This window comes from Kribbella sp. CA-247076 (assembly GCF_050942445.1).
In the GTDB taxonomy this organism is placed as follows: Bacteria; Actinomycetota; Actinomycetes; order Propionibacteriales; family Kribbellaceae; genus Kribbella.
This window is the reverse complement of the sequence record NZ_CP192051.1, coordinates 7024805-7038896: the sequence shown is the minus strand read 5'-3', so window position 1 is coordinate 7038896 and position 14092 is coordinate 7024805. Positions and strand designations below refer to the sequence as shown.

Sequence of the window (14092 nt, the reverse complement as noted above, 5' to 3'; positions counted from 1 at the left end):
GTTCGCAGCTAACGCTGCACCCAGCCGCCGAGTTGAAGGTCGGCGATCGCGATCGGTTGGCCTGACGTCAGGGACTCGTTGGCGGCGATGCCGACCGCGACCGCGCGGACGCCGTCGTGGACGTCGGCCGCGCGGCCGAGCGGATCGTTGCCCGGTCCTTGAAAGAGATCGGCGTACAGCAGCCGGTCGCCGCCACCGTGACCGCCGACCCCGCTGGGGATCTCGACCTCGACCGCCTCGGCCCAGTGCTTCTGCAGGACGAGCCGCTCGCCGTCCGTCCGGACGTCGCCGGCGACGATCCGCTCGGACGGGTAGCTCGGGTCGATCTGGTCGTCGACCACGGCGGCGCGCTCGACGACCTCGAGCTCGGCCCGGCCCTCGGTGCCGTTGACGCAGACCCGGTAGCCCTCCCACGGGGAGTGGGCGTTCAGCGAGTAGCTCAGCCGGGCGCCGTTCGCGTACTCCGCGATCACCGCCATGTTGTCCTCAATCGTGATCCCCGGCCCGAACACGTCCTGGTCGCGCCGGTAGCCGTCGTACTGCTCGCTCTCCAGGTACAACTGCCGGTTGGTCTCGTCGGCGCGCAGGTCGAGCAACCACGGGTCGTTCGCGGAGTCGTCGACCGTCCCGCGCTCTGGTCGTTGCCCGAGGCCACGAGTCGCCGCGTTGTCGGCGCCGTAGAAGGCCAGCCCGCCGGAGGCGAACACGCGCACCGGGGTGGAGGCGATCCACCAGTTCACCAGGTCGAAGTGGTGGGACGCCTTGTGCACGAGCAGTCCGCCGGAGAACCGCTTCTCCCGGTGCCAGCGGCGGAAGTAGTCCGCGCCGTGCCGGGTGTCGAGCACCCACTGGAACTCGACGCTCGTGACCGCGCCGATCTCGCCGTCGGCGATCAGTTGCCGCAGCGCGCTGTTGCGCGGCGAGTAGCGGTAGTTGAACGTGACGACGACCGACCTGCCGGACTCGTTCATCGCGTCCACGATCTGCCGGGTGCCGTCCGCGTCGATGGTCAGCGGCTTCTCGACGATCACGTCCGCGCCGGCCCGCAGGAGCCGGGAGACGACACTCGCGTGGGTGTAGTCCGGGCTGGTGACGACGACCCGGTCGACCGACTGCTCCTTGACCATGCGCTCCAGGTCGTCGGCGCCGTACTGCGGCAGCTCGGGCCCGCCGAGCTCCTTCACCTTGCGGTCGTGGAACGCGAGCCGGCCAGGGTTCGGGTCGAGCAACGCGACCAGTTCGGCCTCCTCCGGGTGCTCCTGGAGGATCGCGCGGACGTAGGCCTGCGCACGCGAACCGGTTCCTGCCACTGCATAGCGTCTGGGCACGACGGGAGCCTTTCTACTCGTGTAGCTGCTCACGCTAGCAACCGCTTTCCAGGACGGTCAACGCCCGTATCATCGGCACATGACCAAGGCGCCGGTGACCCGCAACGACGTCGCGGCGTACGCCGGGGTCAGCACGGCCGTGGTCAGTTACGTGGTGAACGAAGGTCCGCGCCGGGTCTCACCGGAGACGCGTGAGCGGGTGCTCGAGGCGATCCGGGTCCTCGGCTACCGCCCGAACGCGACCGCCCGGGCGCTGCGGATGGGGACGACCCGCACCTTCGGCCTGATCACCCCCGACGGCGGGAACCCGCTGTTCGCCGAGCTCGCGAAGGCGATCGACAAGGAGGCTTCGGCCCACGGGTACGTCGTCCTGCAGACCAGCACCGACGGCGACCCGGCCACGGAGCACGCCAAGATCGCCGAGCTCCTCACCCGCCAGCTCAGCGGCCTGCTGCTGGTCGCGCCGACCGAGGACCCGGATCTCACCGGCGTCGACGTCCCGGTCGTCGCGATCAACCGCGTGCTGGAGCGGGCCACCTCGGTGCGGTCGCAGTACCGCGAAGGTGCCCGCCAAGGCGTCGAACACCTGATCGGCCACGGCCACCGGCGGATCGGTCTGGTGATCGGTGGAGGCGGCCGGGCGGAACGTGAGCTGGGATGGCGGGACGCGCTTCAGGAGGCTGGGCTGGACGAAGGGCCGATCGCGCGGACGACGTTCAGCCGAGCGGGCGGGTACGCGGCCGGCCGGGAGTTGCTCTCGGCAACAAACCGACCGACCGCGGTCTTCGCGAGCTCGGACCTGCAGGCGATCGGCGTCCTCCGAGCCGTTCACGAGGCCGGCCTGCGCGTGCCGGACGACGTCGCCATCGTCTCCTTCGACGGCACCGCCGAGACCGAGTACACCTGGCCGCCGCTGACCGTCGTCCGCCAACCCCTCGAACACCTGGCCCAGCAAGCGGTCGACCGCCTGATCAACCCCCGTCCCGCCGTCGAGTCCCTGACCTGCCCCACCGCCCTCACTCTCCGAACCTCCTGCGGCTGTTAGGTCTCCGCGAGCTACAGGGTGCCGAGGTCCTCGAAGATCAGGGCTGTTCGGGTGGCGAGGACTTCGGGGATGGCCTGGAGCTTTTCCAGGACGACTCGGCGGAGGCCTTCGTTGTCGGCCGCTCGGACGAGGAGGATGGCGTCGAAGTCGCCGCCGACGAGGGCCATGTGCTTGACCTCGGGGATCGCCTGGAGTTGTTCGCGCAAGGTGCGCCAGGAGCTCTGGCGGAGACTGAGAGTGACGTACGCCGACGTCGCGAGACCGAGCTTGAGCGGGTCGACCGTCGCGGTGAAGCCGGTGATCACCCCGGTCGTGGTGAGCCGTTCGACCCGGGCGTAGGCGTTCGCGCGGGAGATGTGCACCTGGTCCGCGAGCGCCCGGATCGACAGCCGTCCGTCCCGGCCGAGCGCCTCGACGATCTGCCGGTCGACCTCGTCCAGCGCCGGAGCCACGACCATCTGTCCAGGACCGGCCGCGCCGATCATCACGTCGTCGGACATCCTGCTCCCAACCAACCATCGCGGTACCAAACGTCTCGGCATTTTCCCAGGTCTGGATCAGATTGGCCAGAAGGACGACGATGAGCCCACCGTCCGTCTCCTGCGCAGGAGGGTCCATGACCACCGTCGAGGAGCAGTTGCTCCCCTCCGCGGAACCCGTCCGGTTGATCGACCAGGACGGCGTACCGCACGACCACCCGTCGTACCGGCTGCCCACCGAGGAAGCTCTGGTCGACGGCTACGTTGAGTTGATCAAGGGGCGCCGGATCAACGACCAGGCCAGTGCGCTCGTCCGGCAGGGCCGGCTCGCCGTCTACCCGTCGTCGCACGGGCAGGAGGCGTGCCAGGTCGCGGCCACGATGGTGCTGCGCGAGGGCGACTGGTTGTTCCCGACGTACCGCGACACCGTCTCGATCGTGAGCCGCGGCGTCGACCCGATCGAGACGCTCACCCTGCTCCGGGGCGACTGGCACTCGGGCTACGACCCGTACGCCCGCAAGGTCGCGCCGCAGGCCACGCCGCTCGCGACCCAGCTCACGCACGCCGTCGGCGTCGCACACGCCGCCCGGCTGCGCGGCGAGGACACGGTGGTGATGGCGCTCTGCGGTGACGGCGCGACCAGCGAGGGCGACTTCCACGAGGCGCTGAACTTCGGCGCCGTCTTCCACGCGCCGGTCGTCTTCTTCGTCCAGAACAACGAGTACGCGATCTCCGTCCCGCTCGCCCGGCAGACCGTCGCGCCGTCGCTGGCCCACAAGGGCATCGGGTACGGCGTTCCCGGCGAACGGGCCGACGGCAACGACCTGGCCGGCCTGCTCGCCGTCCTCGGGCAGGCCGTGGACAAGGCGCGGGCCGGTGAAGGTCCGCAGCTCGTCGAGGCGCACACCTACCGCGTGCAGGCGCACACGAACGCCGACGACGCCACCCGGTACCGCGCCGACGACGAAGTCACGCCGTGGCTGGAGCGCGATCCGATCAAGCGACTGGCGACGTACCTCGAGCAGGCAGGTCTGCTCGACGAGTCCGTGCGTGCACGGGCCGAGGCCGGCGCCCAGGAGGTGGCCGAGCGGCTCCGGGAGGGCCTGATGCCGGAGCCCGACGTGGACCCCGAGGACCTGTTCACGCACCTCTACACCGAGCAGACGCCACAGTTGACCGAACAGGCCGCGTTCCTCCGGGACGAGCTCGTGCGAGAGGAGGCCTGAGCCATGACGCACGTGAAGATCACCATGGCGCAGGCGCTGAACCAGGCGCTGCGGGACGCGATGAAGGCCGACGACAGCGTGCTGATGTTCGGCGAGGACGTCGGCGCGCTCGGCGGCGTCTTCCGGATCACGGACGGGCTGACCGCGGAGTTCGGCGAGGACCGGTGCTTCGACACCCCGTTGGCCGAGTCCGGCATCGTCGGGATGGCGGTCGGGCTGGCGATGAACGGGATGCGGCCGGTCGTCGAGATGCAGTTCGACGCGTTCGGCTACCCGGCGTTCGAGCAGATCGTCAGCCACGTCGCGAAGATGCGGAACCGGACCCGCGGCCGGGTCTCGCTGCCGATGGTCATCCGGATGCCGTACGCCGGCGGGATCGGTGGCGTCGAGCACCACTGCGACTCGTCCGAGAGCTACTACGCGCACACCCCGGGCCTGACCGTGGTCGCGCCGGCCACCGTCGCGGACGCGTACACCTTATTGCGTAAGGCAATCGAGTTCCCCGACCCCGTGGTGTTCATGGAGCCGAAGAAGCTCTACTGGGCCAAGGAGGAGGTGGACCTCACCGAGGACCAGCCCGGCATCGGGACGGCCGTCGTACGGCGGGAGGGCGCCGACGCGACGTTGATCGCGTACGGGCCGACGGTGCCGGTCGCGCTGGAGGCCGCCGAGGTCGCGGCGGCCGAGGGCCGGCAGTTGAGCGTGGTGGACCTGCGGTCGATCGTGCCGTTCGACGACGAGACGGTCTGCGCGGCGGTACGTCGTACCGGCCGGGCGGTCGTGGTCGCGGAGGCGAGCGGATTCGCGAGCGTGTCGTCGGAGATCGTTGCCCGGGTCACCGAACGGTGCTTCCACTCGCTGGCCGCGCCGATCCGGCGGGTGACCGGGTTCGACATCCCGTACCCGCCGCCGAAGCTGGAGAAGTACCAGCTTCCGGGCGTGGACCGGATCCTCGACGCGGTCGACGACCTCCAGTGGGAGGACTCGTGAACACGTTCCTGCTCCCCGATCTCGGTGAGGGCCTGACGGAGGCCGAGATCGTCCGCTGGCTGGTGAAGGTCGGCGACGTGGTGACCGTCGACGCGCCGGTCGCCGAGGTCGAGACCGCGAAGTCGGTGGTCGAGCTCCCGTCGCCGTACGCCGGTGTCGTCGAGGAGCTCCACGGCGAGCCGGGCACCGTCGTCCCGGTCGGCAAGCCGCTGATCACGATCGGGGAGGTCGACGCCGGGACGACGTACCGCGACGAGGAGAAGGGCGGCTCGGGCAACGTGCTCGTCGGCTACGGGACCGGCAGTGGTGCCGCGGGCCGTCGTCGCAAGCCGCGGGGTGCGGTCACGACGACGGTGGCGGTGACTAGCCCGAAGGTGCCGTTGGTGATCTCGCCGCTGGTACGGCGGATGGCGTGGGACGCCGAGGTCGACCTCCGGGAGCTCGCGGGGTCGGGGCCGGACGGGCTGATCGTGCGGCGGGACGTGGAGCTGGCGATCGCACGCCGGCTCGAGGAGCCGGCCGGGCGGGTCGCAGACGGCGAGGGCTGGAGCGTCCAGCCGGCAGGCGAGCCGGCGCGGAGCGAGAGCTCGGCCGACGGGCCCGCGCGGAGCGGGCGCGCGGCCGACGCGCCGGGGTCGAGCGCTCCGGATTCGCGGACGGGGTTGGGAGAGCTTCGGCGGATTCCGATGAGTGGTTTCCGGAAGGCGGTGGCGGCGACGTTGAGCCGGAGCCGGGCCGAGATTCCGGAGGCGACCACGTGGGTGGACGTGGATGCCACCGCGCTGGTCGAGCTGCGGGGATCGTTGCGAACGGCAACAGGTGCGGGACCGGGCCTGCTCGCGTTGATGGCGCGGTTCGTGGTCGCCGGGCTGCAGAAGTACCCGGAGCTGAACGGGTTCGTCGACACCGAGCGCGAGGAGCTCGTCCAGTACGACGGCATCAACCTCGGCCTGGCGGCGCAGACCGACCGCGGTCTCGTCGTACCGGCGGTCCCGAACGCGCATCGCCTGACCGCGCGGGCGCTCGACGCCGAGATCAGGCGGCTGACCGAGTCCGCCCGGGCCGGCCGGCTGACGCCGTACGAGCTGGGCAGCGGGACGTTCACGTTGAACAACTACGGCAGCTTCGGCGTGGACGGCAGCGCCGCGATCATCAACCACCCGCAGGTCGCGATCCTCGGCGTCGGCCGGATCATCGACCGCCCGTGGGTGGTGGACGGCGAGCTGGCGATCCGCAAGCTCACCCAGTTGTCGCTCGTGTTCGACCACCGCGTCTGCGACGGCGGGACGGCGGCCGCCTTCCTCCGGTTCGTCGCCGACGCCTTCGAGAACCCGGCCTCGGCCTTCGCGGACCTCTAGGACGCCGACTCTGTGCACCACGTGAGTACGCCGGAAGCCGTGGGGTGCTCACGTGGTGCACAAAGTCAGGAGAGCTGCCGTGGTCGCAGGCCGACCAGGACGGCCCGGAGTCCGCTGGTGAAGCGAGCTTCCGGGCCGGCCAGGTTCTCCCGGCTCAGGTACGCCGCGAGGCTGGCCGCGCCGACTCCGAGTTGCTGACCGGCGGCCGTGGTCCACTCGTGCTCGGTCAGACCACTTCGCCGTACGGTCGCCGTCCAGGCCGCGTCGGTCACGGCGGCACCGATCAGGTAGTGGAAGATCGCCGACACGGCCGCATCCAAGTGCACGCCGCGGAACCCGGCTGAGCTCAGCACGGTCAGGATCCGTTCGGCCAGTGCCTGGTAGTTCGGCCCGAGCCCGGCGTGCGACGCGAGCAGTTGCGGTGCCCAGGGATGCGCCCACAAGGCCTCGTACGCCGCGGTCGCAAGTGCGGTCACCTGGTCACGCCATTCGCCGTCGCCGGTGTCGACCAGAGCCTCACCGAGTACTTCGTCGACGGCGAGCTCGAGCAGGTCGTTCTTGTTCGCGATCCGCCAGTACAGCGCGGACGTCGCGGCGGTCCCGAGCTCGGCCGCCATCCGCCGCATCGAGAAGGTCTCCAGCCCGTCGCGGTCGAGCACCTTCACCGCGGTCCGGACGATGTCGTCCCGGCTCAGCGGCGCCCGGGTCGCGACCGGGTCGGGCCGCAACCAGACCGATCCCAGCACCGTCTTCTCGTCCGCTTCGCGCGCCATCCGGCAGAGCATAGCGAATACGGTGTTTCACGAACTAATACATTGTTTTAGAAGCGAAAGGCAACTAGTTCGGTGCGCATTTTCTGTTGAGCCGTAAGGGATGCGGCGCGTCGTGCGGTCATAACTTGCGCGTCACTTCGCGGTGGCCCCAGAATGCGGAGGCCGAGGTTCCCGCGGGGCAGGCCGGAGGACGCACAGCGCGTCGCCGGCCCGGGATTCGGCCCCACCGGCCGACCGCCGGTTCGACGTAGGGGCAAATCACCGCCTGGCCCGGCCGGAACGTACTCCGGCAGGGCCGCCCGCCGACGTGCCGGTCGCCTGGCCGGCCTCAGACATGGGGAACATCTGTGAACGACACATCGGTTGCGCGCGGGCCCAAGCGTTCGCGTGCGGTCGCGCTGCTCGGCGGTGCCGGAGCGCTCGCGCTCGTACTCGGCGGCGTCACGCTCGCGCTGGCGCCGTCCGCCTCGGCCGGCGGAGCGATCATCGACGGCAACCCGACCTGCGAGAACGTGATCCCGGGATCGACCCCCATCACGTTCGACCCGCCGACGCCGGGCTCGGACACCGCGGACGGCGTCACCGTGACGTGGTCGCAGCGCACCCTGGACTCGGACGACATCGAGCATCCCGGGGACCAGACCGGCGGCCGGGTGGTCGACCTGAGCGCCTCGGGCGGCGTCGTCCTCGCGGTCCTGGTCAAGGGCGGCCCGGCGGCGAACCACTACAACTACCAGCCGGCCGGGACCGTGGCGGACACCGGCCTGCACGCGCCAGTAAACGCGAAGACCGGCAAGTACTACGGCATCAGCCACCTCGACTTCTGCGTCAAGGAGGGGTCGACCGGTACGTCGACGCCGAGTGGGTCACCATCGGAGACCCCGAGCGAAACGCCCAGCGAAACGCCATCGGAAACCCCGAGCGAGACTCCGTCGGAGACGCCGAGCGAGACGCCCAGCGAAACCCCGTCGGAGACGCCGAGCGAGACCCCGTCCGAGACTCCCAACGAGACTCCGTCGGAGACGCCGAGCGAGACCCCGTCCGAGACTCCCGACCAGACGCCGAACGCGTCGCCGAGCGAGACGCCGTCGGCGAGCCCGACGAGCACCCCGACGGTCGCGATCCCGACCGAGATCGACGCGGGTCAGTCCGGTGGGCTGACGAATCTGTCCGCGGTCACCACCAGCCAGGGCGTCGGCGGGCTCGCCCTGCTCATGCTCGGCGGAGTGCTCGTGCTCGCCGGCGTGCTGAAGTCCCGGCAGACGCGCGGTCAGCACGCTGCCTGAGATGCCTGCGAAGCGTCGCCGCCCGGGTCGTGCTCGTTCGTCGTGGTGGACGATCGGGGCCTTGGCGGCCGGCGCAGTACTTCTCCTCACCGGCGGCTACCTGCAGTTCGGACCGAACGCCGGCAAGAACGACCCCGACCGGCAGCAGACCGCCGCGGCCGGCCAGTCCTCGGCCAAGACGGTCACAGACACGACTCCCGGGACGACTGCCGCCCTACAAACACACCCGTCCGCGGCCACCTACAGCAGTCCACCGCCCGAGGCCAGAAGCACGGTTCCGGCGAAACCGGCCAACCCGGTGAAGGTGAGCGTGCCCAGCCTGGGGATCTCGGCGCGCGTCCTCGGCATCCGCGCTCGCGGCGGCACGCTCGTCCCGCCGGCGAACCCCCGCCTCGTGGGCTGGTGGTCCGACGGTGCCGTGCCCGGTGCGGCCAAGGGGTCGGCCATCATCACCGGCCACACGGTGCACGACGGCGGCGGCGCGTTCGACGACCTGGACCAACTGTCCGCCGGCGCCACCGTCTCGGTCACGACCGGCCGCGGCACGGTCGAGTACGTGGTCTCGGCGGTGACCGTCTACCGCAAGAAGACCCTGGCCAAGCGGGCCGCCCGGCTCTTCGACCAGGGTGTCCCGGGCCGGCTGGTCCTGGTGACCTGCGAGGACTGGGACGGTACGGCGTACCTCAGCAACGCCGTCGTGATCGCCGTACCGAAGAAGACGTAGTGGCCGGCCCGGGCGGGGGCCGGCCACCGAGAGGTCAGCTGTTGATCTGGGCCGTCAGGGCCGAGTGGTACGACGCGACCTCGGCGTACACGCCCGGGTTGCCCGCGTCGGCGCACCCGATGCCCCAGGACACGACCCCGAACAACCGGCCGTTCAGCACCAGCGGGCCGCCGGAGTCGCCTTGGCAGGAGTCCTTGCCGCCCTGCTGGTAGCCGGCGCAGATCTCACCGTTGGCGACGTAGTCGTAGCCCGCGTACACGTCACCGCAGTACGCGTCCCCGAGCACCGGCACGACCACCTTCTGGAACCGGTCGTACGGGCCGGTCCCCTCGGTCTCACCCCAGCCGTAGACGGTCGGCTGCGCACCGACCGCGTCCGCCGACCGGCTGGTCTCCAGCGGCAGCGTGGCGACCCCGGTGAACGGCGTGGCCAGCGTGAGTACGGCGACGTCGTGACCGGGCACCCGGCCGTACTGCGGGTCCTTCCAGATCTTGGAGATCTTCGAGGTCCGGCCGGCCGTGGTGTTCAGGTTGTCCCGGCCCTGGATCGCCGTGTAGGTGCTCATCGGCTGGGTGACGCAGTGCGCCGCGGTGACGATCTTGTTCGCCTTGACCAGGGTGGCGCCGCAGTACTGGCCGCTCGGTGACGGCGACCGGCTGTTGTTCAGCGCGATCGCCCAGGGCGTCTGCGCGGTGCTGGCCAGGGTTCCGCCGACGATGTTGGTCGTCGGCGGCGGGGTCTTCGCTTCGGCCGCACCGACGGCGCCGACCGAGGCCGCGGCCACGACGACGGCGGCGAAGGTCGCGCGGGCGAGCTTGAGCTTTCCGGACATGCCTCACACTCCAGAGTTCGTGGACCGCCAGGGCGGTGCGGTCCCATGACTCTGAAGAGTCGCGCGGGCACGTGGAGTAATGCAAGCGATTGCCCGGGCACATCGGTGACGGGACATCCCTGTGTCACCCGACCAAAGTCGCGCCGGCAGGGACCTCGGTACGACGACCTGCCCGGCGGACCGGCGAACACTCGGTGGCATGACCGACACACCACGGATCAACCGCTCCCAATTCCTTCAACGCACCGCCGCCGTGGGCCTGCTCGCCCTCGGGGCGGCGACGACCGGGACCGCGACGGCCGCCGCGGCCCCGCAGTCCGCCGGCCGCCGGAAGCTCGAGTTCAAGGGTGTCGCCTACGACACCGGCACGGGGTTCGTCGGCGACGACAGCCGCGTGCTCTGGCGCAAGTGCATCGTCCGTTCCGAGCTCCGGGCCGTCCGCGACCGGCTGCACGCCAACTGGGTCAGCATCTACGGCAGCGACGTACGACGTCTTGTCGACACCGCGACCGAGGCGCTCGAGCTGGGGCTGCGGGTCTCGATCCAGCCGCGGTCGTTCGACGAGCCGCAGGCCGACGAGCTGGAGAAGCTCCGCAAGGTCGCGGTCCAGGCCGAGCGGCTCCGCCGTCGCTACCGGCAGGAGGTGATCCTGGTGATCGGCTGTGAGTTCATGCTGTTCACTCCCGGCATCATCCCCGGCGCGAACTTCTTCGAGCGGGTCGAGTACCTGCAGCAGGGCGAGTTCGACATGGCCGAGCTGCAGCGGAAGTTCCGCGCCTTCACCGCGCAGATGGTGAAGGTTGCCCGCAGCAACTTCAAGGGCCGGATCACGTACGGCGCCGCGCACGACCTGGAACGGGTCGACTGGTCGCTGTTCGACATCGTCGGGCTGGACTACTACTCGTACCACGAGGACCGGGCCGGCCACACCGAGGAGCTGGCGCCGTTCCGCCGCTGGAACAAGCCGATCATGATCCTGGAGTTCGGCTGCTGCACGTTCACCGGTGCGGCCGAGCGGGGCGGGATGGGCTGGGACATCGTCGACTACAGCGGGGACGTGCCGGTGATCCCACCGCAGTACGTCCGCGACGAGCAGGAGCAGGCCGACCACCTGGCGAACATGCTGGACGTGTTCACCGACGAGGGGTTCCTCGGCGCGTCGCCGTACACCTTCATCTCACCCGACGCGCCGCACCGGCCGCACGACCGCCCGCACGACGAGGACATGGCGGCGTTCAGCCTGTGCAAGGTGATCCGGAAGAACGACGACGACCCGGCCTCGCCGTACCGCTGGGAGCCGAAGAAGTCCTTCCGCTCGGTGTCCCGCTTCTACCTGACCCACTAGGACCTGAGGACCTCGATGAAGGCCGCCGCCAGCGGGTCGGGGGTGGCGCGGGTGTACGCCGTCAGCGTTCGGCGGACCGGGGGATCGGGCCGCAGGACGTGACCCTCGAAGGCCGGGGACAGGATGTTGTCGGGGACCAGCGCCGGTCCGAGTCCGGCGGTGGCGAGGGCCGGCGCGGCGGCGGTCTGTTCGGTGCGGACGGCGACCCGCGGCTCGAAACCGGCTTGCGCGCACGCACGATCCAGGACGTCGCCCAGGCCGTGGCCCGGCGTGTAGTGCACCCAGGCGCGGTCCTCGAGATCCGTGAGCGTGACCGTTTCGCCGACGGCGGCGGGATCATCCGCGGCGAGGACGACGACCAGCTCCTCGGTGCGCACCGGGTACGTCTCGCCCATCCAGCCGGCCGGCTCGGGACCGACGGCCAGGTCCGCCTGGCCCGCGTTCATCGCCTCGACCAGCTCGTCGGTGTGCCGGTGCTCGAAGAGCCGGATGCCCACGTCGGGATACGCCTGCCGCCACCGGCGCAGCGCGGCCGGCAGGACGCCCAGGGTGATCGAGTAGAGGGTCGCGATCTGCAGCTCGCCGACCTCCAGACCCGCGGCCTGACGCGCGGCGCACCGGGCGCGCTCGGCGTCGGCGAGGGCCGCCCGGGCGTGCGGCATCATCGCGCGGCCGGTCGGAGTCAGCCGGACGTTTCGCGGCAGTCGCTCGAGCAGCGGCCCGCCGGCCGACCGCTCCAGCGTCCGGATCTGGTGGGACAGCGCCGGCTGGGTGACGTGCAGGAGCTCGGCGGCCTTGGTGAACGAACCCTGGTCGACGACGGTCACCAGGTACTCCAGCTGCCGGAGAGTTGTCATGAGCTGAGTTTATGGGCCTAGTGAAAACTATGCCTTGGCTTTATTCGCGCAGGTCAGCGAGGCTGTTGAGTATGAACAACGTTGCTTTGGTGGTCGGTGCGCGCGGAGTGATCGGGACGAATCTGGTCGAGCATCTGGCCTCGCTGGGTGATTGGCGGGTGATCGGCCTGTCCCGCCGCGGCGGGCAGGACGGGCCTCGGGTACGGCACGTAGCCGTCGACCTGCTGGACCCGGACGACACCCGGTCGAAGCTGGCCGGCCTCACCGACGTGACCCATGTGTTCTACGTCGCCTACCAGGACCGCCCGACCTGGGCCGAGCTCGTGCCGCCGAACCTCGCCATGCTGGTCAACGTGGTCGAGGCGATCGAGCCGGTCGCCCGCGGGTTGCGGCACGTCAGCCTGATGCAGGGCTACAAGGTGTACGGCGCCCACCTCGGGCCGTTCAAGACGCCGGCGCGCGAGGACGACCCGCCGCACCTGCCGCCGGAGTTCAACGTGGACCAGCAGCAGTTCCTCGAGCAGCGGCAGCAGGGCAAGGCGTGGACCTGGTCGGCGCTGCGCCCGTCGGTCGTCGGTGGTGTTGCCCTCGGCAACCCGATGAACCTCGCGGTCGCGATCGCCGTGTACGCATCGATGTCGAAGGAGCTCGGCGTACCGCTGCGGTTCCCGGGCAAGCCGGGCGCGTACGACGCGCTGCTCGAGCTGACCGACGCCGGGCTGCTGGCCAAGGCGACCGTGTGGGCGGCGACCGCGCCGGCGGCGGCGAACCAGGCGTTCAACATCACGAACGGCGACCTGTTCCGGTGGAGCGAGCTGTGGCCGAAGCTGGCCGACTGGTTCGGCCTCGAGGTCGCGCCGCCGCTGCGGATGTCCTTGCAGGACGTGATGTCCGACAAGGAGCCGCTGTGGAAGGAACTCCAGGCGAAGCACGGTCTCGCGGAGACGTCGTACGCCGAGGTCTCCTCCTGGCCGTTCGCGGACTTCGTCTTCGGCTGGGACTACGACTTCTTCGCCGACTCGTCGAAGGCGCGGCGGGCCGGATTCCACGAGTACGTGGCCACCGACGAGATGTTCTACAGCCTCTTCGCCGAGCTCCGGCGGCGCCGCGTCATCCCCTGAACCACGGGCCCGGTACGACGCCGGCGCCGAAGGCCCGGGCGGCGGATATGGCATGCTCCGGGCTGTGGCGGCGATGGGTGCGGGACGGTTGCTCGGGGCGAACCTGCGGGCGCGGCGGGACGAGCAGGGCATCTCGTTGTCCGAGCTCGCCCGGCGGTCCGGGATCGCCAAGGGCACGCTGTCCCAGCTGGAGTCCGGGACGGGCAACCCGACGATCGAAACGGTGTTCAGTCTGTCGAACGCTCTCGGTGTCCCGGTGTCGGCGCTGCTGAGTGAGGCTCCGGCCGCGGACGTGGTGCTCGTGCGGTCCGCGGACATCGACGTACTGTCCGGCGAGGCGATCGACCTGCGGATGCTGCGGCGGCTCGAGCATCCGGGCGGGCTGTTCGAGATCTACAACCAGGAGGTCCGGGCTGGGGCGGTCCAGCGCTCGGGCGGCCATCCCGGAACCGAGCACCACATCGTCCTGAACGGGCGGCTCCGGGTCACGTCGCGCGGACGGACCGAGGAGCTGGGCGAGGGCGACTATCTCGCCTTCCGGGCCGGCGGACCGCACGAGTACGAGGCGCTGGACGGACCGGTGCGGTCGGTCCTGCTGCTCGAGTACCCGCCGGACGCGCACCCGGTCGCGCCCGGCGGCCCGCATCTCCCGGAGTGACCGCGTTGACCTGGGCCGGATCCCGCCGTACGCTCGAAGTCGTTCATTAAAGTGAACGACGAGGAGACGG

14 protein-coding genes are annotated in these 14092 nt (G+C 70.5%); 9 read left to right on the top strand and 5 right to left on the bottom strand.

Annotation, left to right across the window (positions count from 1 at the left end; all coding sequences use genetic code 11):
* Positions 1 to 8: 8 nt before the first annotated feature.
* Entirely contained in the window at positions 9 to 1328 is a 1320-nt protein-coding gene (locus ACQPYZ_RS33505; RefSeq protein ID WP_433163092.1) for a Gfo/Idh/MocA family protein, read from the bottom strand.
* A gap of 79 nt (positions 1329 to 1407) precedes the next feature.
* On the opposite strand from ACQPYZ_RS33505, the gene ACQPYZ_RS33500 reads away from it, so the two are divergent.
* Positions 1408 to 2373: a LacI family DNA-binding transcriptional regulator gene (locus ACQPYZ_RS33500; protein WP_433163090.1), complete on the top strand. Its 966-nt coding sequence runs from the start codon at positions 1408 to 1410 to the stop codon at positions 2371 to 2373.
* A gap of 11 nt (positions 2374 to 2384) precedes the next feature.
* Here the strand turns inward: ACQPYZ_RS33500 and ACQPYZ_RS33495 are convergent, their stop codons facing one another.
* Complete coding sequence (locus ACQPYZ_RS33495; protein ID WP_433163088.1) at positions 2385 to 2873, bottom strand: Lrp/AsnC family transcriptional regulator; 489 nt, start codon at positions 2871 to 2873, stop codon at positions 2385 to 2387.
* A gap of 116 nt (positions 2874 to 2989) precedes the next feature.
* Here ACQPYZ_RS33495 and ACQPYZ_RS33490 point away from each other — a divergent pair, with 116 nt between their 5' ends.
* From ACQPYZ_RS33490 to ACQPYZ_RS33480, 3 genes are read left to right on the top strand one after another with little or no spacing between them, the layout of a single operon-like run.
* On the top strand, positions 2990 to 4078 hold the full coding sequence (locus ACQPYZ_RS33490; protein ID WP_433163087.1) for a thiamine pyrophosphate-dependent dehydrogenase E1 component subunit alpha: 1089 nt from the start codon (positions 2990 to 2992) through the stop codon (positions 4076 to 4078).
* Positions 4079 to 4081: 3 nt separating this feature from the next.
* The gene (locus ACQPYZ_RS33485; RefSeq protein WP_433163085.1) at positions 4082 to 5068 is read left to right on the top strand and encodes an alpha-ketoacid dehydrogenase subunit beta; all 987 of its coding nucleotides are present in this window, start codon (positions 4082 to 4084) and stop codon (positions 5066 to 5068) included.
* Positions 5065 to 6426, top strand: coding sequence for a dihydrolipoamide acetyltransferase family protein (locus ACQPYZ_RS33480; protein ID WP_433163084.1), 1362 nt, complete (start codon positions 5065 to 5067; stop codon positions 6424 to 6426). The genes ACQPYZ_RS33485 and ACQPYZ_RS33480 overlap by 4 nt, the downstream gene beginning before the upstream one ends.
* Positions 6427 to 6491: 65 nt before the next feature.
* Here the strand turns inward: ACQPYZ_RS33480 and ACQPYZ_RS33475 are convergent, their stop codons facing one another.
* Positions 6492 to 7199 carry a TetR/AcrR family transcriptional regulator gene (locus ACQPYZ_RS33475; protein ID WP_433163082.1) on the bottom strand — a complete coding sequence of 236 codons (708 nt, stop codon included), beginning with the start codon at positions 7197 to 7199 and terminating at the stop codon, positions 6492 to 6494.
* A 347-nt stretch (positions 7200 to 7546) separates the two neighbouring features.
* Between ACQPYZ_RS33475 and ACQPYZ_RS33470 the strand changes: the two genes are divergently transcribed.
* Positions 7547 to 8485 carry a hypothetical protein gene (locus tag ACQPYZ_RS33470; protein ID WP_433163081.1) on the top strand — a complete coding sequence of 313 codons (939 nt, stop codon included), beginning with the start codon at positions 7547 to 7549 and terminating at the stop codon, positions 8483 to 8485.
* Between the two features lies 1 nt (position 8486).
* The gene (locus ACQPYZ_RS33465) at positions 8487 to 9209 is read left to right on the top strand and encodes a class F sortase (protein WP_433163079.1); all 723 of its coding nucleotides are present in this window, start codon (positions 8487 to 8489) and stop codon (positions 9207 to 9209) included.
* 34 nt (positions 9210 to 9243) lie between these two features.
* On the opposite strand, the gene ACQPYZ_RS33460 is transcribed toward ACQPYZ_RS33465, so the two are convergent.
* On the bottom strand, positions 9244 to 10041 hold the full coding sequence (locus ACQPYZ_RS33460) for a S1 family peptidase (protein ID WP_433163077.1): 798 nt from the start codon (positions 10039 to 10041) through the stop codon (positions 9244 to 9246).
* A 199-nt stretch (positions 10042 to 10240) separates the two neighbouring features.
* On the opposite strand from ACQPYZ_RS33460, the gene ACQPYZ_RS33455 reads away from it, so the two are divergent.
* The gene (locus ACQPYZ_RS33455) at positions 10241 to 11386 is read left to right on the top strand and encodes a hypothetical protein (RefSeq protein ID WP_433163075.1); all 1146 of its coding nucleotides are present in this window, start codon (positions 10241 to 10243) and stop codon (positions 11384 to 11386) included.
* Here the strand turns inward: ACQPYZ_RS33455 and ACQPYZ_RS33450 are convergent.
* Complete coding sequence (locus ACQPYZ_RS33450) at positions 11383 to 12243, bottom strand: LysR family transcriptional regulator (protein ID WP_433163074.1); 861 nt, start codon at positions 12241 to 12243, stop codon at positions 11383 to 11385. The genes ACQPYZ_RS33455 and ACQPYZ_RS33450 overlap by 4 nt on opposite strands.
* A gap of 71 nt (positions 12244 to 12314) precedes the next feature.
* Here ACQPYZ_RS33450 and ACQPYZ_RS33445 point away from each other — a divergent pair, with 71 nt between their 5' ends.
* Complete coding sequence (locus ACQPYZ_RS33445) at positions 12315 to 13364, top strand: SDR family oxidoreductase (protein WP_433163072.1); 1050 nt, start codon at positions 12315 to 12317, stop codon at positions 13362 to 13364.
* Positions 13365 to 13416: 52 nt separating this feature from the next.
* A complete protein-coding gene (locus tag ACQPYZ_RS33440; protein WP_433163070.1) occupies positions 13417 to 14022 on the top strand; it encodes a helix-turn-helix domain-containing protein in 606 nt (201 codons plus the stop codon).
* Positions 14023 to 14092 lie beyond the last annotated feature (70 nt).

Bases quoted from the DNA above. Each gene is read 5' to 3' on its own strand.
- ACQPYZ_RS33455 (WP_433163075.1), top strand. From the start codon at position 10,241: ATGACCGACACACCACGGATCAACCGCTCCCAATTCCTTCAACGCACC.
- ACQPYZ_RS33465 (WP_433163079.1), top strand. From the start codon at position 8,487: ATGCCTGCGAAGCGTCGCCGCCCGGGTCGTGCTCGTTCGTCGTGGTGG.
- ACQPYZ_RS33445 (WP_433163072.1), top strand. From the start codon at position 12,315: ATGAACAACGTTGCTTTGGTGGTCGGTGCGCGCGGAGTGATCGGGACG.
- ACQPYZ_RS33495 (WP_433163088.1), bottom strand. From the start codon at position 2,873: ATGTCCGACGACGTGATGATCGGCGCGGCCGGTCCTGGACAGATGGTC.
- ACQPYZ_RS33490 (WP_433163087.1), top strand. From the start codon at position 2,990: ATGACCACCGTCGAGGAGCAGTTGCTCCCCTCCGCGGAACCCGTCCGG.
- ACQPYZ_RS33500 (WP_433163090.1), top strand. From the start codon at position 1,408: ATGACCAAGGCGCCGGTGACCCGCAACGACGTCGCGGCGTACGCCGGG.
- ACQPYZ_RS33475 (WP_433163082.1), bottom strand. From the start codon at position 7,199: ATGGCGCGCGAAGCGGACGAGAAGACGGTGCTGGGATCGGTCTGGTTG.
- ACQPYZ_RS33450 (WP_433163074.1), bottom strand. From the start codon at position 12,243: ATGACAACTCTCCGGCAGCTGGAGTACCTGGTGACCGTCGTCGACCAG.
- ACQPYZ_RS33485 (WP_433163085.1), top strand. From the start codon at position 4,082: ATGACGCACGTGAAGATCACCATGGCGCAGGCGCTGAACCAGGCGCTG.
- ACQPYZ_RS33440 (WP_433163070.1), top strand. From the start codon at position 13,417: ATGCTCCGGGCTGTGGCGGCGATGGGTGCGGGACGGTTGCTCGGGGCG.
- ACQPYZ_RS33460 (WP_433163077.1), bottom strand. From the start codon at position 10,041: ATGTCCGGAAAGCTCAAGCTCGCCCGCGCGACCTTCGCCGCCGTCGTC.